Below are 17,262 nucleotides of genomic sequence, written 5' to 3' on the forward strand. Positions count from 1 at the left end.
TCAGGCCTCCTTCTCACCGGTGGTGTGCTGGACCGTCAGCGGTGGGGACACCGCGTCGCCGCGCTCGGCGGCCATCAGGTCGACGAACCGGCCGAAGAGCGGGTTCGCGTCGTGCGGGCCGGCGGCGGCCTCGGGGTGGAACTGCACGCTGAACGCTGGGGCCTCGGTCAGCCGCAGGCCCTCGACGACCTGGTCGTTGAGGCCCACGTGGCTCACCTCGACCGGGCCGAACGGGGTGTCGACGGCGGCGTCGAGCGGGGCGTCGACGGCGAAGCCGTGGTTGTGGCTGGTGACCCGGACGGTGCCGCTGACCCGGTCGAGCACCGGCTGGTTGAGGCCGCGGTGGCCGAAGCGCAGCTTGTAGGTGCCCAGCCCGAGCGCGCGGCCGAGGATCTGGTTGCCGAAGCAGATGCCGAACAGCGGCCGGCGGGCGGCCAGCACGCCGCGGACCGCCTCGACCGCGTAGTCGGCGGCGGCCGGGTCGCCGGGGCCGTTGGAGACGAAGACGCCGTCGATGCCCGCCTCGAGCAGCTGCTCGGCGGTCGCGGTGGCCGGGAGCACGTGGGTCTCCACGCCCAGCTCGGCCAGCGCGCGCGGGGTGGCGGTCTTGATGCCGAGGTCCAGCGCGGCGATGGTGAACCGCTTCTCCCCCACCGCGGGGACGACGTAGGGCTCGGCGGCGCTGACGCCCGGCGCGAGGTCCGCGCCGCTCATGCTGGGGCTGTCGGTCACCCGCGCGAGCAGCTCCTCGGCGCCCAGCTCGGTGCTGATGCCCGCCCGCATGGCGCCGCGGTCGCGCAGGTGCCGGGTGAGCGCCCGGGTGTCGATGCCGCTGATGCCGACCACGCCCTGGGCGACCAGCTCGTCGTCCAGGCTGCCGGTGGCCCGCCAGTTGGCCGGACGGCGGGCGGGGTCGCGGACGACGAAGCCGGCGACCCACATCCGGCGGCTCTCGTCGTCCTCGCCGTTCACGCCGGTGTTGCCGATGTGCGGTGCGGTCATCGCGACGATCTGGCCGGCGTAGCTGGGGTCGGTGAGCGTCTCCTGGTAGCCGGTCATCCCGGTGGAGAACACCGCCTCGCCCACCGTCGTGCCGGTCGCGCCGTACGCCTCGCCGCGGAACGTCCTGCCGTCCTCGAGCACGAGGATCGCGTCACTCACTTCTGCGCCTTTCCGTCGAGCACGGTCGCGACGCCCCGGAGGAACGTGGCGACCACCCGGCCGGGGAGCTCCCGGCCGGCATAGGGGCTGTTGCGGCTGCGGCTGGCCAGCGCGGCCGGGTCGACGGTGGCCCGGTGCGCGGGGTTGAGCAGCAGCAGGGTGGCCGGCTCGCCGACGGCGAGCGGGCGGCCGTGGGACTCGAGCCGGCCGATCGCCGCAGGGCGCACCGACATCCGGTCGGCGACGCCGCGCCAGTCGAGCAGGCCGGGCTCGACCATGGTCTGCACGACGACGGAGAGCGCCTGCTCCAGGCCGAGCATCCCCGGGCGGGCCGAGGCCCACTCGCTCTCCTTGTCCTCCACCGCGTGCGGCGCGTGGTCGGTGGCGACGGCGTCGATCGTGCCGTCGGCCAGCCCGGCCCGCAGCGCCTGGACGTCGGCCTCGGTGCGCAGCGGCGGGTTGACCTTGAACACCGGGTCGTAGCCCTCGGCGCACTCGTCGGTGAGCAGCAGGTGGTGCGGGGTGACCTCGGCGGTGACCTGCACGCCGCGGCTCTTCGCCCAGCGCAGGATCTCCACCGAGCCCGCCGTCGACACGTGGCAGACGTGCAGCCGGGCGCCGACGTGCCCGGCGAGCAGCACGTCGCGGGCGATCACCGCCTCCTCGGCGGCCGCCGGCCAGCCGGTGAGCCCGAGCCGGGCGGAGCGGTCGCCCTCGTTCATCTGCGCGCCGACGGTCAGCCGCGGCTCCTCGGCGTGCTGCGCGACCACGCCGTCCAGCGCCTTGACGTACTCCAGCGCGCGGCGCATCAGCGCCGGGTCGGCGACGCAGTGCCCGTCGTCGGAGAAGACCCGGACCCGCGCCGCGGAGTCGGCCATCGCGCCGAGCTCGGCCAGCCGCTCGCCGCGCAGGCCCACGGTCACCGCCCCGACCGGGACGACGTCGACCAGCCCGGCCTGCTGGCCCAGCCGCCACACCTGCTCGACGACGCCGGCGGTGTCGGCGACCGGGTCGGTGTTGGCCATCGCGTGCACCGCGGTGTACCCGCCGAGGGCGGCGGCGCGGCTGCCGGTCTCGACGGTCTCGGCGTCCTCCCGGCCCGGTTCACGCAGGTGGGTGTGCAGGTCGACCAGCCCGGGCAGCGCGACCAGCCCGGCGGCGTCGACGACGTCGGCACCGGGGACGGTGAGCTGGTCACCGATGGCAGCGATCCGGCCGTCCGTCACGAGCAGGTCGACGGCGTCCTCGCCGTACGGCTTCGCGCCCTTGATCAGGATCGTCATGCTGCAACCCCCGCCTCGCTGGCGCTCGTCGTTCGCTCCGCGCCTCGTTCGCTGGCGCTCACTCGATGCTCACTCACTTGCGGATGCCCCTCCCAGGAGCAGGTAGAGGACCGCCATCCGGACCGAGACGCCGTTGCCGACCTGGTCGACGATCGTGGAGCGGGCGGAGTCGGCGACCTCGGCGGCGATCTCCATGCCGCGGTTCATCGGGCCGGGGTGCATGACGATGGCGTCGTCGGCCAGCGCGGCCATCCGCCGGCCGTCCAGGCCGTACCGGCGGCTGTACTCCCGGGCGCTGGGGAAGAACGAGGCGTTCATCCGCTCCCCCTGCACCCGCAGCATCATCACCACGTCGGCCTTGGGCAGGACGGCGTCCAGGTCGTAGCTCACCTGCACCGGCCAGCTCCCGACGCCGACCGGCAGCAGGGTGGGCGGGGCGACCAGGGTGACCTCGGCGCCGAGCGTGGCGAGCAGCCAGACGTTGGAGCGGGCGACCCGGCTGTGCAGCACGTCGCCCACGATGACCACCCGGACGCCGTCGAGCCGGCCCAGTCGCTGCCGGATCGTGTAGGCGTCCAGCAGGGCCTGCGTCGGGTGCTCGTGGGTGCCGTCGCCAGCGTTGACCACACTGCCGGCCACCCACTGCGCCAGCCGGTGCGGGGCGCCGGAGGCGCTGTGCCGGACGACGATCGCGTCGCTGCCCATCGCCTCCAGGGTCAGCGCGGTGTCCTTGAGGCTCTCGCCCTTGGAGACGCTGCTGCCCTTGGCGGAGAAGTTGATGACGTCGGCGCTCAACCGCTTGGCGGCCAGCTCGAAGGAGATCCGGGTGCGGGTGGAGTCCTCGTAGAAGAGGTTGACCACGGTGCGGCCGCGCAGCGTGGGCAGCTTCTTGACCTCGCGGCCGGCCAGCGCCGACTCGATCTGCGCCGCCGTGTCGAGCACCAGCGTGGCGTCGTCCCGGTCCAGGTCGGCGGCCTCCAGCAGGTGCCGCTTCATGCCTGCTCCACCGTGACCTCGTCGCGCCCGTCGACCTCGGCCAGCCGCACCTTCACCGACTGGGCGCGGGACGTCGGGACGTTCTTGCCGACGTAGTCGGCGCGGATCGGCAGCTCCCGGTGGCCGCGGTCGACCAGCACCGCCAGCTGCACCGCGCGGGGCCGGCCCAGGTCGCGGAGGGCGTCGAGCGCGGCGCGCACCGACCGGCCGGAGAAGAGCACGTCGTCGACGAGCACGACCAGCCGGCCGTCGATGCCGGCCTCCGGCAGCCGGGTGTCCTCCAGCGCGCGGACCCCGCGCAGCCGCAGGTCGTCGCGGTAGAGGGTGATGTCGACGGTGCCGACGTCGACGCGGCTGCCGCTGAAGGCCTCGATCCGGGCGGCCAGCCGGCGGGCCAGCGGGGCGCCGCGGGTGGGGATGCCGACCAGCACGAGCGCGGCCAGGTCGGGCCCGGCCTTCTCGATGAGCTGGTGGGCGATCCGGTCGACCACCCGGGCGACGTCCTCGGCGGACAGCAGCGGGGCGGTCGGGGGGTCGGTGGACAGCGTCGATGACCCGGTCATCGCAGCCTCCTTCCCCGCCTCACGGGACGGGTCGTTAAAGGAGTGGGCCGTCGTCGACGCGGCTGCGCCGGCGGCGGTGTGGACCGCGGACGACGGTACTGCACGCTCCGTGGTGACCCCGACCACGCCCGTTCACCCGGCTCAGGTGAGAGATCTGACCCATCAGGGCCACCTGACTGTTGCGGCGATCCCCGGACCAGTACTCTGCGTGACCAGTACCGTCCCGATACGACGACAGTCAGTGAGCAGAGGGTCATGAGCACCGACTACTCCAGGGCGCTTGGCGCCCGCCTGCGGGCGATCCGCAACCAGCAAGGACTGTCGTTGCAGGGCGTGGAGGACAAGTCCCACGGCCGGTGGAAGGCCGTCGTCGTCGGCTCGTACGAGCGCGGCGACCGTGCTGTCACCGTGCAGCGGCTCTCCGAGCTCGCCGTGTTCTACGGCGTGCCGGTCTCCGAGCTCCTGCCCGACCCGCGGCCCAGCTCCGCGGTCACCAAGAGCACCAAGATCGTGCTGAACCTGGAGTCGCTGGGCTCGCTGCCCGCCGACGAGGCCGGCCCGCTCGCGCGGTACGCCTCGACCATCCAGGCGCAGCGGCACGACTACAACGGCAAGGTGCTGTCGATCCGCGCCGAGGACCTCAAGTCCCTGGCGATCATCTACGACATGAGCCCCGACGAGCTGACCACCCGGCTCATCGAGTGGGGCGTGCTCTCCCCCGGCGCCGACGGCAGCATCTACGCCGACGTCGACGACGACGAGCCCGCCTGGGGCGACCGCCGCCGCTCCCCGCGGTGAACAGGCGCTGAACGCGAACGGCCCACTCTGCTCAGCAGAGTGGGCCGTTCGCGTCCAGCGGTGTCTACGTCGGGATCTCGGCCTTGACGATGCCGCCGAGGACGCCGTTGACGTAGGCCGGCGAGTCGTCGGTGGACAGCGCCTTGGCCAGCTCCACCGCCTCGTCGATGACCACCGCGTCCGGGACGTCGTCGACCCACAGCAGCTCGTAGGTCGCCATCCGCAGGATCGCGCGGTCGACGTCCGGCAGCCGGTCCAGCGACCAGCCGGACGCGTGCTGCTCGATCAGCTCGTCGATCCGGGCGCCCTGCTCGACCGCGCCCTCGACCAGCCGGACGGCGTGGTCGGGCACCGGCGGGTTGCCGTCGGCGATGCGGTCGCGCAGCACGGCGAGCGGGTCGCTGCGGCGCAGGTCGGCCTCGTAGAGGACGTCGACCGCGCGCTTGCGCGCCTTGGAGCGAGCGCTCACGAGGTCAGCTGACCCGGCCGAGGTAACGGCCGTCGCGGGTGTCCACCTTCAGCTTCTCGCCGGTGGTGACGAACAGCGGGACCTGGATCTCCGCGCCGGTCTCCAGGGTGGCGGGCTTGGTGCCGCCCGTGGAGCGGTCGCCCTGCAGGCCCGGGTCGGTGTGCTGGACCACGAGCTCCATGGTCACCGGCAGCTCGACGTACAGCGGGGTGCCGTCGTGCACCGCCACGGTGACCTCGGTGTTCTCCAGCAGGTAGTTCGCGCCGTCGCCGAGGGTGGTGGCGGGGACGTAGATCTGGTCGTAGGTGTCGCCGTCCATGAACACGTAGTCCGTACCGTCGGCGTACAGGTAGGTCATCGAGCGCTTGTCGACGTTCGCCGTCTCGACCTTGGTGCCGGCGTTGAAGGTGCGGTCGACGACCTTGCCCGAGAGCACGTTCTTGAGGGTGGTGCGCACGAAGGCGCCGCCCTTGCCCGGCTTCACGTGCTGGAAGTCGGTCACGGTCCACAGCTGCCCGTCCAGGTTGAGGACGGTGCCGTTCTTGAGGTCGTTGGTGGTAGCCATCTAGAGGACCAGCAGTTCCTTGCTCGTGAGGGTCAACAACTCGGGCTCGTCGTCCGTGACGACCAAGGTGTCCTCGATCCGGACACCGCCGTGGCCGGGCAGGTACACGCCTGGCTCCACGGTGACGGCCATGCCAGCGCTCAGGGTACCTGCGCCCGCCGCCGAGATGCCCGGAGCCTCGTGGATCTCCAGCCCCACCCCGTGCCCGAGACCGTGGGTGAAGTGGTCGCCGTGCCCGGCCGCGACGATCACGTCGCGGGACGCGGCGTCGACCGCGGTGACGTCCGCGCCCACCGCCAGCGCCGCCCGGCCGGCCGCCTGCGACGCCGCGACCAGCTCGTACACCTCGCGCTGCCAGTCGGCGGCGTGCCCGAGGACCAGGGTGCGGGTCATGTCGGAGTGGTAGCCGTCGACGGTGGCCCCGAAGTCGAGCTTCAGGAAGTCGCCGTCGCGCAGCACCGTGGCGTCGGGCCGGTGGTGCGGGATCGCCGAGTTGGCCCCGGCCGCCACGATGGTCTCGAAGCTGGGCGCCTCCGCGCCCAGGGTGAGCATCCGGGCGTCGAGCTCCCGGCCGACCTCCAGCTCGCTGCGGCCCGGCCGGAGCGCGCCCTCGGCGGCGAGCTCGGCCAGCGCCCGGTCGGCGACCGCGCACGCCCGGCGCAGCGCCTCGACCTCGGCGTCGTCCTTGACCGCCCGCAGCGCCTCGACCGCCCGCCGGACGCTGACCAGCTCGGCCACCCGGCTCCCGCCGGCCGCGTCGGTGAGCACCCGCTCGAGCCCGCGCAGCCCGTCGACGGTCACGTCGTGGGACTCGTAGCCGATCCGCCCGGACCCGCGGCGCACCGCCTCGGCGGCCAGCGCCGCCGTGGTGGCCCGGTCGACCAGCAGCTCGACGTCGGGCACCTGGGTGCCGGCCTGGGTGGTGTAGCGGCCGTCGGTGCCGAACAGGTCGGCGCCGTCGGTGCGCAGCAGCAGCGCGCCGTTGGAGCCGGTGAACCCGGTCAGGTACCGGACGTTGAGCAGGTTGGTGACCAGGACGGCGTCCAGCCCGGCCTCCGCCGCGACCGCCCGGAGCCGGTCCCGGCGCCCCGCCTCCCGGGTCATCGCACGCCCTTCAGCACGAGCCACTGCAGCGCCAGGACGTACCCGTGCACGCCCAGGCCGGTGATCACGCCGGTGGCCGCGGGCGAGACGTAGGAGTGGTGCCGGAACGGCTCGCGGGCGGCGATGTTGCTGATGTGCACCTCGACCACCGGCGCCGTGACCGCGGCCAGGGCGTCGTGCAGCACCACCGAGGTGTGCGACCAGCCGCCGGGGTTGACCACGACCGGGTCGCCGGCGTCGGTGGCCTCGTGCACCCAGCGGAGCAGCTGCCCCTCGTCGTCGGTCTGGCGCACCTGCACCGCCACGTCCAGCTCCCGGGCGGCGGCCTGCAGCAGCTCCACGAGCTCGGCGTACGTCGTCGTCCCGTAGACCTCGGGCTCGCGGGTGCCGAGCCGGCCGAGGTTGGCGCCGTTGAGCACCTGGATGGTCATGCGGCCTCTCCGTTGACTGCTGCCCAGGCGGCGTCGAGCCAGGCCTGGTCGGGGTCGGTCAGGATCGCGGGGTGGCCCAGCCCGTCGAGGACGACGAAGCGCAGCGACGCGCCGCGGGCCTTCTTGTCGATCCGCATCACCTGCTGCAGGGCGGCCCAGTCGCCGCGGTAGCTCGTGGGCAGGCCCATCGCGGCGACGAGCGTGCGGTGCCGGTCGGCGTCGGCCCGGCTCAGCCGACCGGCAGCCGCGGCCAGCTCGGCAGCGAAGACCAGGCCGACCGCGACGGCCTCGCCGTGCCGCCAGCCGAAGTCCTCGACCCGCTCGATGGCGTGCGCGAGGGTGTGGCCGTAGTTGAGGAACTCGCGGCGGCCGGTGTCGTAGAGGTCCTCGCCGACCGCGTCGGCCTTGACCTGAACGGCGCGGGCGATCAGCTCGGCGGTGTCGGCGCGCCCGGTCGGGTCGGCCTCGAGCAGCTCCAGCACCCGCCCGTCGGCGATGAAGCCGCACTTGACGACCTCCGCGAGCCCGGACCGGAACTCCGCCTCCGGCAGCCCGGCCAGCGCGTCGGTGTCGGCGAGGACGGCGGCGGGCGGGTGGAAGGCGCCCACCAGGTTCTTGCCGGCGGCGGTGTTGATGCCGGTCTTGCCGCCCACGGCCGCGTCGACCATGCCGAGCAGGCTGGTCGGCACCTGCACCACCCGCACGCCGCGCAGCCAGGTGGCGGCGAGGAAGCCCGCGAGGTCGGTCACCGCTCCCCCGCCGATGCCGACGACCGCGTCGGAGCGGGTCAACCCGAGCCGGCCGAACTCCTCCCACGCACCGGCGGCCACCTCGGCGGTCTTGGCGGCCTCGCCGTCGGGGACGACGACGGCCTCGGCGGCGACCCCGGACTGCTGCAGGGTCTCCACCGCCGCGCCGGCGGCGGCCGCCAGCGCGCGGCTGTGCACCACGGCGGCCCGGGCGGTGCCGTCGAGCACCAGCCCGAGCTGGGCCTGGACGCCGGGACCGATGAGGACGTCGTAGGGCCGGTCGCCGGCGACCGTGATCCGCCGCGCGGTCACCGCTGCACCGACCCGACGGCGGCCAGCACCTCGGCCACCACCTCCTCGACCGGGCGGCCGGACGTGGACACGGTCACCGTGGCGACCTCGGCGTACAGCGGAGCGCGGGCCTCGAGCATGGTGCGCAGCATGGCGCGTGGGTTGACCGCGAGCAGCGGGCGGTCCCGGGAGAGCCCGGCGCGCTTGGCCGCCGAGGCCACGTCGACGTCGAGCCAGAGGACCTGCGCGCCGGTACGGGCGTGGTCGACCAGCAGCTGCCGGGTCGCCGCGCTGGTGACCGCGCCGCCGCCGAGGGCCAGCACGCCGTCGTGCTCGGCAAGCGCCCGGACGACCGCCTGCTGCTCCAGGGCGCGGAAGTGCGGCTCGCCGGAGGTGACGAACAGGTCGGCGATCGACGTCCCGGTCGCCGCCTCGACGTCGGCGTCGGTGTCCCGGAACACCAGCCCGAGCGCAGCCGCGACCGCCGTCCCGACCGTCGTCTTGCCCGAGGCGGGCGGGCCGACGACGACGATCGCGGGCCCGGTCACCGGTAGGTGAGCGCGTCGAGGTAGCCCTGCACGTTGCGCCGGGTCTCGGTGACCGAGTCGCCGCCGAACTTCTCCAGCACCGCGTCGGCGAGCACGAGGGCGACCATCGCCTCCATGACGACGCTGCCGCGCGGGACGGCGCAGGCGTCGCTGCGCTGGTTGATCGCGACCGCCGCCTCCCCGGTGGCGGTGTCGACGGTGGCCAGCGCGCGGGGCACGGTGCTGATCGGCTTCATCGCGGCGCGGACCCGCAGCACCTCGCCGTTGGTCATGCCGCCCTCGATGCCGCCGGCTCGGTCGGTGCGGCGGGACAGCTGGCCGTCCGCCAGGTCGATCTCGTCGTGGGCCACCGAGCCGCGGCGGCGGGCGGTCTCCAGGCCGTCCCCGACCTCGACCGCCTTCACCGACTGCACGCCCATCAGCGCCCCGGCGAGCCGGGAGTCCAGCCGCCGGTCCCAGTGCACGTGGCTGCCCAGGCCCGGCGGCAGCCCGTGGACGACGACCTCGACGACCCCGCCGAGGGTGTCCCCGGACCTGCGGGCGTCGTCGATCTCGGCGGTCATCCGCTCGCTGGTCGCCGGGTCGGCGCAGCGCACCGGGTCCTCGTCGAGCAGGGCGTTGTCCTCCGGGCCGGGGAGCACCCCGTCCGGGACGACGACCGGGCCGATCCCGACCACGTGGCTGACCACCCGGACGCCGAGGACCTGGTGCAGGAACGCCTGGGCCACCGTGCCGAGCGCGACCCGCGCCGCGGTCTCCCGGGCGCTGGCCCGCTCGAGCACCGGGCGGGCGTCGTCGAAGCCGTACTTCTGCATGCCCGGCAGGTCGGCGTGGCCGGGCCGGGGCCGGGTGAGCGGGGCGTTGCGGGCCTGCCCGGCGAGCACCTCGGCCTCGACGGGGTCGGCGGACATGACCGTCGACCACTTGGGCCACTCGGTGTTGCCGACCTGGACGGCGATCGGCCCGCCCTGGGTGACGCCGTGGCGCACCCCGCCGGTGATCGTGACCTCGTCCTGCTCGAAGCTCATCCGGGCGCCGCGGCCGTGGCCGAGCCGGCGCCGGGCCAGCTGCAGGTCGAGGTCGGAGGTCTGCACCCGCACCCCGGCCGGCAGCCCGTCCAGCACGGCGGTGAGCTGCTGACCGTGCGACTCACCTGCGGTCAGCCAGCGCAACATGGGCCCGATCCTAGAAGGGCCCCCTCTGCGCCCGTCCCCCGGCACGGGAGGTCAGGCCAGGGGCAGTGGCGCAGCCAGCCACATCGCGACCCAGGCGCCCACCAGCAGCGGCGGGCCGAAGGGCACCCGGGTGCGCCAGCCGGCCCGGCCGGCGGCGATCAGCAGCACCGAGCCCAGCGCGCCGACGAGCAGCCCGACGAGCACCCCGCCCAGGAGCACGCCCCACCCCGCCCAGCCGAGGACCACCCCGAGGAGGCCGAGCAGCTTCACGTCCCCGCGGCCCAGCGCTGCCGGGGACGCCACCCGCGCCGCGACCCCGGCACCGGCGGCGGCGACGGCCGCCACCGCGGCGCGGAGCACGGCCCCCGCGTCACCGGTGACCACGGCGTCGGTCAGCAGCGCCACCCCGCAGCCGGCCAGGGCCGGGTAGGTGACCCGGTCGGGTAGCCGGTGCGCGCGCAGGTCGACGCCGGCGAGGACGACGGCGGCGGCACCGAACCAGGCCAGCGCCACCGCGGCCGGGCGGTCACCGGTCAGCGCCGGGCCGGCGGCGACGAGGCCCGCCGCCAGCAGCGAGGTGACGGCGACCCGGACCGGCGTGGGCCGGGCCGCCAGGTTCCGCTGGGCGAGCCGCACGGTCACGGCGGCCAGCCACGGGCCGAGCAGCAGGCCGGCGACCGCAGCGGCGAACGTCAGCGCGCTGGGCACCGGCCGGTCAGGCGCCCAGCGCGGCGCGCATCGCCGCGATCGGGGCGGGGTGTCCGGTCATCAGCTCCACCTGGGCGGTCGCCTGCCAGAACAGCACCTCGATGCCGCTGATGGCGTGGCCGCCGGCCAGGTCGACGCGCTGCGCGAGCAGGGTCGGCCAGCCGGCGTACAGCACGTCGAGCACGGTCTGCCGGGGCCGCCAGTCGAGGTCGGCGACGGCGGCCTGCCCGTCGACCGGCACCGTGCTCACCACCACCGGGGCGGCGACCCGGGTGGTGGAGTCCAGCCGCTGCACCTCGGCGGTCACGTCCAGCGCCTCCAGCACCCGCAGCAGGTCGGCGGCGCGGGCCGGCTCGCGCACGACGACGTCGACCTGGCGGGCGCCCAGCGACGCCAGCGCGACGGCTGCGGCCGCCGCCGTCCCCCCGGCGCCCAGGACGGCCGCGTGCTCCACCTGCTCCACCCCGCCGCCCTGCAACGCGGTGCCGACGCCGAGGACGTCGGTGTTCTCCGCCCGCCACCCGCCGGCCTCGGTGCGGACCAGGGTGTTCGCCGCGCGCAGCAGCCGCGGCAGGGCGTCGACCTCGTCGGCGACCTCGACCGCCGCCCGCTTGCAGGGCATCGTCACGGAGAAGCCGCGCCACTCGGGGCCGAGCCCGGCCAGCAGCACCGGCAGCTCCTCGGCGCCGACGTCCAGCGCGTCGTAGCTCCAGCCGGTCAGCCCGAGTGCGGTGTACGCCGCCCGGTGCAGCAGCGGGGACAGCGAGTGGCCGACGGGCCGGCCGAGGACAGCTGCCCTCCGCACCGGCCCGTACGCGTGTCCGGGGCTCAATTCCCCGGGTTGTCCTGCAGCCACTGCTGGAACAGCAGCACGTTCTGCTGGTGCTCCTCGGCGGTGACCGCGAACCGGGTCTCCCCGGTGTCGGGGTCCACCACGACGAAGAAGCGCCAGTCACCGGGGGTGGGGTCGAGCACCGCCCGCAGCGCCTCCTCACCCGGGTTGCTGATGGCGCCCGGCGGCAGGCCGGGGTGCACGTAGGTGTTGTACAGCGAGGGGTTCTGCCGGTCCTCGCTGGTGGTGGTGATGCCGCTCTTGCCGTTGGCGTAGTTCACCGTGGTGTCCAGCTGCAGCGGCATGCCGTCGGCGAGCCGGTTGTCCAGCACCCGGGCCACCTTGCCCATGTCCTCGCTGCTGCCGGCCTCGGCCTGCACGATGCTGGCCTCGGTGACCAGGCCCAGCCGCTGGTCGTCGGGCACCTGCAGCTCGTCGAGCACCGCCACGGTGCCGGCGACCATCTCCGACAGGATCCCGACCGCGGTGTCGCCCGGCTCGATGTCGTAGGTGGCGGGGAAGAGGAAGCCCTCGATCATCCCGTTGGCGTACGGGGGCAGCCCGAGCGCGACCGGGTCGGCGGCCGCGGCCTGCAGGTCGGTGAGCGGGATGCCGGTCTGGTCGGCGACCCGCTGCAGCACCTGAACCGCGGTGAGGCCCTCGGGCAGCGTGACCCGGGTGACCTGCCGGGACGCCGGGTCCAGCAGCAGGTCCAGCGCCGCCTTGCCCGACATCTGCGAGCGCAGCGTGTAGACCCCGGGCTGGATGCCGGTGGCCGCCGGGTTGGCGTCCGCGGCGTCCGCGAACGGGTCGGCGGAGGCGATGACGCCGGCGCTGACCAGGGTGCCGGCGATGGTGCGCAGCGAGTCGCCGTCGTTGACGCGGACGTCGACGGTGCCCGTGCCGCTGCCGGTGTAGTCCTCGGCGACCGGGTTGATCGTGGTCCAGAGCAGCTTGCCGCCGATGCCGATGCCGACGACCAGCGCGGCCAGGACGATCAGCGACAGCACGACGACGATCGGCCGCCGGCGCTTGCGCGGCCGGTCCGAGCCACCGCCCCGGCCCCCGCGGCGACCGCGACCGCCGCCGCCCCCGCCCAGCAGGTGGTCGTCGAGGTCGGCGTCGTGGTGGTCGTCGAGGTGGTCGTCGAGGTCGTCGTCGAGGTCGTCGTGCTCGTCGTCGGTGACGACCTCCAGCCCGCCGGTCTCGTCGAAGACCGTGGCCGGGCCGGCCGGCTCGTACGGGTGCTCGTCGGGGTGCGCCCCGGCGTCGTCGGCCTCATCGCGTCCGGCGCCGCGGTGCCGGGACGCCGGCGCGAGCCAGGTGCCGGTGTCGTCGTCCCAGTCGGCGTCGCGCACCTCGGTGGCGGGCTCGTCGGCCGGGGCCGCGGTGCGCGGCTCGGCGGTCCGGGGGTCGGCGGTGACGAGCGAGGCCAGCGAGCCGCGGGCGGCGGGTGCCGGGGCACCCGGCACCGGCCGGCTGTCCGCGGAGAGCCAGCCCGGGTCGGTCTCGGCGTCGGCGAACCGGTCGGCGGCGACCCGGTCGGCGGTGGTCGGCCCGGTGGCCGGGCGGGGTGCGGGCGCCGACCGCGGGTCGGAGGCCGGGGAACGGCCGGGCCGGTGGTCGCTGTCGGCCCGCGGCACGGCCGGGGTGACGGCCAGCATCTCCGTGGTGCGCGGCGCCGTCTCGGCGGCGGTGCTCGCGGAGGTCATGTCGTCCCACGACCAGGGCTTGAGCCCGGCGGCGCCGGCGGGGCGGCGCGGACCGTCGGTCGGGTCGATGCCGAAGGCGCTGAGGTCCAGGCCGGCGGCGGCGAGGCCGACGTCGGCGATGCCGCCGGCAGCGAGCCCGGTGATCTCGACGTCGGCGATGTCGGCGGGGCTGCGCGGCGGGAGCAGCTGGACGCCCGTGGCGTCGGTGTCCGGGGCGGACCGACGTCCGCGGCGCGGTCGCATCGTGTCGTCGGCGGACAGCTGGAGCGTGCTCGCACCGGCGCTGGTCCACGCGGCCAGCAGCTCGCTGGCGGGTCGGCCGGCGTCGCCGTCGGGCTGGGAGTGGCGGCCGCGCGGACGCGGCTCGGTCGGGTCCGTCACGAGTGGCGCCCCCTGGTCTCGGGGCCAGTGCGAGGTCGCCCGTCGAGATGGCTCTGCAGGATGACCACGGCAGCCGCCTGGTCGATCACCGGGCGCTGCCGGCGGGCGGAGATGCCTCCGGCGCGCAGATGACTCGCAGCGGTCACGGTGGAGAGCCTTTCGTCGACGAGGTGCACCGGGACGTCCCCGATGCGACTGGCCAGGGATGCAGCGTATGCACTGGCATCTTGTGCCGACGCGCCCGACGCACCGGACAGGTGTCTCGGCAGACCCACGACCACCTCGACCACCTCGTGTGTCACAACCAGCCCAGCGAGGTGGTCCAGATCGCTCTGGTCCTTGGCCCGCCGGAGGGTCTCCAGCGGGCTGGCGAGGGTGCCGGTCGCGTCGGAGAGGGCCACCCCGACGCGAACCGTGCCCACGTCGACGCCCAGTCTCCTCCCCGGCGTCCGGACCGGCCCGTCGTCGTCACCGGCCATGCCGGCCACCGCCCTCCGTGCCGCGGTCGTCCCGGCCCGGCCGGGGGCGGCCGGGCACCCGCGGCGGGTAACCGCCGAGGTCCAGCTGCCCGGTCTCGGGGTCCGCTGGCGGTGCGCCGTCGGGGTCCAGCGGGGGCAGCGGGAAGGGCACCCGCTCGGTGGCGTGCCGCCCGGCGGCCGCCTCCTCCGCGGAGCTGTCCGACGGCGCCGGACGCGGGGGCACGGGAGGTCGGCCGGTCTGCGCGACCGGCTCGACCACCGGGTCCCCGTCCGGGCCGTCGGGCGCTCTCACGAAGTGGCCGCCCCGATCGTCTGCTCGACGGCCGCCAGGGCCGCCGGGATGCCGGTCGGGTCGGTGCCGCCGCCCTGGGCGACGTCGGGCTTGCCGCCCCCGCGCCCACCCACGTGACCGGCGGCGAGGGTGACCAGCTCCCCGGCCTTCAGGCCGCGCTGCACCGCACCCGGGTTGAGCGCCGCCACGACGGCCACCTTGCCGTCGGCCGCCGACGCTAGGACCACGGCGGCGGGCGCCTCGCCCAGCCGGTTGCGGACGTCCAGCGCCAGGCTGCGCAGGTCGCCACCGGACATCCCGGCCGGCGCCCCGGTGACGACGGCGACGCCGCCGCGGTCCGCGGCGGAGGAGGCCAGGTCACCGGCCGCGGCGAGCGCCTGCTGGCCGCGGAGCGCCGCCAGCTCGCGGTCGGTGTCGCGGAGCCGGTCGAGCATGCCGTTCACCCGGTCCACGATGCCGTCCTGCGGGGTCTTCAGCAGGTCGGCGAGCTGGCGGACCAGGTCGCGCTCGCGGGCCAGGTAGCGGAAGCCCTCCAGCCCGACGGCCGCCTCGACCCGGCGCGCGCCGGAGCCGACCGAGCTCTCGCCGGTGAGCGCCAGCGTGCCGATCTGGGCGCTGCCCCGCACGTGGGTGCCACCGCACAGCTCGCGGGACCACTCCCCGCCGATCTCGACGACCCGGACCTGCTCGCCGTAGGTCTCGCCGAACAGCGCGATCGCGCCGAACTCGCGGGCCTCGGGCAGCGTCATGTACAGCGCGCGGACACCGTGGTCGGCGCGGACGGCGGCGTTGGCGACGTCCTCGACGTCGATCCGCTGCTGCGCCGACAGCGCGCCCTGCCAGGCGAAGTCCAGCCGCAGGTAGCCGGGGCGGTTGTAGGAGCCCGACTGCAGCGCCTGCGGGCCGAGCACCTGGCGCAGCGCGGCGTGCAGGACGTGCGTGCCCGAGTGCGCCTGGCAGGCCGACAGCCGCCACTCGCGGTCGACCTGCGCGGTCAGCTCGGTGCCGGCCCGCAGTTCGCCCTCCAGCACACGCACCTGGTGGGCGACCAGGCCCTTGACCGGGCGCTGGACGTCGATGACCTCGGCCCGGCCGCCGTCCCAGGTCAGCTCGCCGGCGTCGGCGACCTGCCCACCGGACTCGGCGTAGAACGGGGTCCGGTCCAGCACGACCCGGGTGATCCCGCCGGCCCGGACGACCGGCTCGGCGTCGTCGCTGGTCGCGTCGTCGGCCTCGTCGATGACGCCGAGCACCCGGGAGTCGGTGTGCAGGGTGTCGTAGGCGCGCCAGTCGGTCGGACCGAACTCGGCCAGCAGCCGCCGGTAGGCCAGCACGTCGACCGAGCCGGTGCGCTTGGCCCGGGCGTCGGCGCGGGCGCGCTCGCGCTGCTCCTTCATCAGGGCCCGGAAGCCCTCCTCGTCGACGGTGACGCCCTGCTCGGCGGCCATCTCGAGGGTGACGTCGATCGGGAAGCCGTAGGTGTCGTGCAGGCTGAACGCCTGGGTGCCCGACAGCGCCGGGGTGCCCGCCGCCCGGGCCTGGCTCACCGCGGTGTCGAACAGCGCCGTCCCGGCGACGAGGGTGCGCCGGAACGCCTCCTCCTCGGCGTAGGCGATGCCGGAGATGCGGGCGAAGTCCGACGCCACCTCGGGGTAGCTGGCGCTCATCGCGTCGCGGGAGACCGGCAGCAGCTCGGGCAGCGTGGCCGCGTCGACGCCGAGCAGCTTCATCGACCGGACGGCGCGGCGCAGCAGCCGGCGCAGGATGTAGCCGCGCCCCTCGTTGCCGGGGGTGACGCCGTCGGCGATGAGCATCAGGCCGCTGCGCACGTGGTCGGCGACCACCCGCAGCCGCACGTCGGCCTCGTGGTCGGCGCCGTAGCGCAGGCCGGCCAGGTCGGCGGCCCGGTGCAGCACCGGGGCGACCTCGTCGATCTCGTACATGTTGTCGACGCCCTGCAGCAGGAAGGCCACCCGCTCCAGGCCCATGCCGGTGTCGATGTTCTTCTTCGGCAGCTCGCCGAGGATCGGGAACTCCTTGCCCTCCCCCGGCCCGCGCTCGTACTGCATGAAGACCAGGTTCCAGATCTCCAGGTACCGGTCGCCGGTGGGATCGGCCTCCGGCCCGCCGCCGGGGCCGTACTCCGGCCCGCGGTCGTAGTGGATCTCCGAGCAGGGGCCCGCCGGCCCGGCCGCGCCGGTCGACCAGTAGTTGTCGTCCTTGCCGCGGCGCTGGATCCGCTCGGCCGGGACGTAGGCCCGCCAGGCGTCGAACGCCTCGTCGTCGTCCAGGTAGACCGTCGGCCAGATCCGCTCGGGGTCCAGGCCGAGCCCGCCGTCGGCCACCTTCCCGGTCACCAGCTCCCAGGCGAAGGCGATCGCCTCGGCCTTGAAGTAGTCGCCGAAGGAGAAGTTGCCGTTCATCTGGAAGAACGTGCCGTGCCGGGTGGTCTTGCCCACCTCCTCGATGTCGAGGGTGCGCACGCACTTCTGCACGCTGGTGGCCCGCGGGTACGGCGCCGGCTCCCGGCCGGTCAGGTACGGGATGAACGGCACCATGCCGGCGACGGTGAACAGCAGCGAGGGGTCGGGCGACACCAGCGAGGCGCTGGGCACCACGGTGTGCCCGCGCTTCTCGAAGTGCTCCAGGAAGCGGCGGCGGATCTCGGCGGTCTGCATGCGGGGGTCTCGGTCCTTCGGCGAACGGGTGGCCTCGCGGCCGGGGG

18 protein-coding genes are annotated in these 17,262 nt (G+C 75.0%); 1 reads left to right on the plus strand and 17 read right to left on the minus strand.

The genetic code is table 11. The features are described 5' to 3' along the window. The 4 genes from carA to pyrR all read right to left on the minus strand — a co-directional run bounded on the left by carA (window position 1) and on the right by pyrR (window position 4,003). On the minus strand, window positions 1-1,161 hold the full coding sequence (carA, locus tag MODMU_RS15815) for a glutamine-hydrolyzing carbamoyl-phosphate synthase small subunit (RefSeq protein ID WP_014741319.1): 1,161 nt from the start codon (window positions 1,159-1,161) through the stop codon (window positions 1-3). After that, the gene (locus tag MODMU_RS15820; RefSeq protein ID WP_014741320.1) at window positions 1,158-2,444 is read right to left on the minus strand and encodes a dihydroorotase; all 1,287 of its coding nucleotides are present in this window, start codon (window positions 2,442-2,444) and stop codon (window positions 1,158-1,160) included. The genes carA and MODMU_RS15820 overlap by 4 nt, the downstream gene beginning before the upstream one ends. A 69-nt stretch (window positions 2,445-2,513) precedes the next feature. Further along, the gene (locus MODMU_RS15825; RefSeq protein ID WP_014741321.1) at window positions 2,514-3,440 is read right to left on the minus strand and encodes an aspartate carbamoyltransferase catalytic subunit; all 927 of its coding nucleotides are present in this window, start codon (window positions 3,438-3,440) and stop codon (window positions 2,514-2,516) included. Further along, window positions 3,437-4,003, minus strand: coding sequence for a bifunctional pyr operon transcriptional regulator/uracil phosphoribosyltransferase PyrR (gene pyrR / locus MODMU_RS15830; RefSeq protein WP_014741322.1), 567 nt, complete (start codon window positions 4,001-4,003; stop codon window positions 3,437-3,439). Before pyrR ends, MODMU_RS15825 begins: the two co-directional genes overlap by 4 nt. Before the next feature lie 255 nt (window positions 4,004-4,258). On the opposite strand from pyrR, the gene bldD reads away from it, so the two are divergent. Continuing rightward, entirely contained in the window at window positions 4,259-4,801 is a 543-nt protein-coding gene (gene bldD / locus MODMU_RS15835) for a transcriptional regulator BldD (protein ID WP_014741324.1), read from the plus strand. Between the two features lie 64 nt (window positions 4,802-4,865). Here bldD and nusB read toward each other — a convergent pair whose 3' ends face one another. From nusB to alaS, 13 genes are read right to left on the minus strand one after another with little or no spacing between them, the layout of a single operon-like run. After that, window positions 4,866-5,270, minus strand: a complete 405-nt coding sequence (gene nusB / locus MODMU_RS15840; RefSeq protein WP_014741325.1) for a transcription antitermination factor NusB — start codon at window positions 5,268-5,270, stop codon at window positions 4,866-4,868. Window positions 5,271-5,274: 4 nt separating this feature from the next. After that, entirely contained in the window at window positions 5,275-5,835 is a 561-nt protein-coding gene (gene efp / locus MODMU_RS15845; protein ID WP_014741326.1) for an elongation factor P, read from the minus strand. Continuing rightward, entirely contained in the window at window positions 5,836-6,939 is a 1,104-nt protein-coding gene (locus MODMU_RS15850; protein ID WP_014741327.1) for a M24 family metallopeptidase, read from the minus strand. Further along, window positions 6,936-7,370: a type II 3-dehydroquinate dehydratase gene (gene aroQ, locus MODMU_RS15855; RefSeq protein ID WP_014741328.1), complete on the minus strand. Its 435-nt coding sequence runs from the start codon at window positions 7,368-7,370 to the stop codon at window positions 6,936-6,938. Before aroQ ends, MODMU_RS15850 begins: the two co-directional genes overlap by 4 nt. After that, window positions 7,367-8,431, minus strand: coding sequence for a 3-dehydroquinate synthase (aroB, locus tag MODMU_RS15860; protein WP_014741329.1), 1,065 nt, complete (start codon window positions 8,429-8,431; stop codon window positions 7,367-7,369). Before aroB ends, aroQ begins: the two co-directional genes overlap by 4 nt. Then, window positions 8,428-8,958 carry a shikimate kinase gene (locus tag MODMU_RS15865; protein WP_014741330.1) on the minus strand — a complete coding sequence of 177 codons (531 nt, stop codon included), beginning with the start codon at window positions 8,956-8,958 and terminating at the stop codon, window positions 8,428-8,430. The genes aroB and MODMU_RS15865 overlap by 4 nt, the downstream gene beginning before the upstream one ends. Further along, window positions 8,955-10,133: a chorismate synthase gene (aroC, locus tag MODMU_RS15870; protein ID WP_014741331.1), complete on the minus strand. Its 1,179-nt coding sequence runs from the start codon at window positions 10,131-10,133 to the stop codon at window positions 8,955-8,957. The genes MODMU_RS15865 and aroC overlap by 4 nt, the downstream gene beginning before the upstream one ends. A 51-nt stretch (window positions 10,134-10,184) precedes the next feature. Beyond that, on the minus strand, window positions 10,185-10,841 hold the full coding sequence (locus tag MODMU_RS15875; protein WP_014741332.1) for a prepilin peptidase: 657 nt from the start codon (window positions 10,839-10,841) through the stop codon (window positions 10,185-10,187). 7 nt (window positions 10,842-10,848) lie between these two features. After that, window positions 10,849-11,673, minus strand: a complete 825-nt coding sequence (locus tag MODMU_RS15880) for a shikimate dehydrogenase (RefSeq protein ID WP_014741333.1) — start codon at window positions 11,671-11,673, stop codon at window positions 10,849-10,851. Continuing rightward, window positions 11,670-13,766 carry an endolytic transglycosylase MltG gene (gene mltG, locus MODMU_RS29605; protein WP_014741334.1) on the minus strand — a complete coding sequence of 699 codons (2,097 nt, stop codon included), beginning with the start codon at window positions 13,764-13,766 and terminating at the stop codon, window positions 11,670-11,672. Before mltG ends, MODMU_RS15880 begins: the two co-directional genes overlap by 4 nt. Beyond that, entirely contained in the window at window positions 13,763-14,245 is a 483-nt protein-coding gene (ruvX, locus tag MODMU_RS15890) for a Holliday junction resolvase RuvX (RefSeq protein ID WP_014741335.1), read from the minus strand. Before ruvX ends, mltG begins: the two co-directional genes overlap by 4 nt. Further along, window positions 14,235-14,537 (minus strand): hypothetical protein, encoded by a 303-nt coding sequence (locus tag MODMU_RS15895; RefSeq protein ID WP_014741336.1) that lies wholly within the window; start codon window positions 14,535-14,537, stop codon window positions 14,235-14,237. Before MODMU_RS15895 ends, ruvX begins: the two co-directional genes overlap by 11 nt. Further along, window positions 14,534-17,215: an alanine--tRNA ligase gene (gene alaS / locus MODMU_RS15900; protein WP_014741337.1), complete on the minus strand. Its 2,682-nt coding sequence runs from the start codon at window positions 17,213-17,215 to the stop codon at window positions 14,534-14,536. Before alaS ends, MODMU_RS15895 begins: the two co-directional genes overlap by 4 nt. Window positions 17,216-17,262: the final 47 nt, after the last annotated feature.

Source organism: Modestobacter italicus (assembly GCF_000306785.1).
Classification (GTDB): domain Bacteria; phylum Actinomycetota; class Actinomycetes; order Mycobacteriales; family Geodermatophilaceae; genus Modestobacter; species Modestobacter italicus.

Coding starts and splice junctions, on each gene's coding strand:
- MODMU_RS15820 (WP_014741320.1), bottom strand. CDS start 2,444: ATGACGATCCTGATCAAGGGCGCGAAGCCGTACGGCGAGGACGCCGTC.
- MODMU_RS15825 (WP_014741321.1), bottom strand. CDS start 3,440: ATGAAGCGGCACCTGCTGGAGGCCGCCGACCTGGACCGGGACGACGCC.
- pyrR (WP_014741322.1), bottom strand. CDS start 4,003: ATGACCGGGTCATCGACGCTGTCCACCGACCCCCCGACCGCCCCGCTG.
- bldD (WP_014741324.1), top strand. CDS start 4,259: ATGAGCACCGACTACTCCAGGGCGCTTGGCGCCCGCCTGCGGGCGATC.
- efp (WP_014741326.1), bottom strand. CDS start 5,835: ATGGCTACCACCAACGACCTCAAGAACGGCACCGTCCTCAACCTGGAC.
- MODMU_RS15850 (WP_014741327.1), bottom strand. CDS start 6,939: ATGACCCGGGAGGCGGGGCGCCGGGACCGGCTCCGGGCGGTCGCGGCG.
- aroQ (WP_014741328.1), bottom strand. CDS start 7,370: ATGACCATCCAGGTGCTCAACGGCGCCAACCTCGGCCGGCTCGGCACC.
- aroC (WP_014741331.1), bottom strand. CDS start 10,133: ATGTTGCGCTGGCTGACCGCAGGTGAGTCGCACGGTCAGCAGCTCACC.
- ruvX (WP_014741335.1), bottom strand. CDS start 14,245: ATGGCCGGTGACGACGACGGGCCGGTCCGGACGCCGGGGAGGAGACTG.
- alaS (WP_014741337.1), bottom strand. CDS start 17,215: ATGCAGACCGCCGAGATCCGCCGCCGCTTCCTGGAGCACTTCGAGAAG.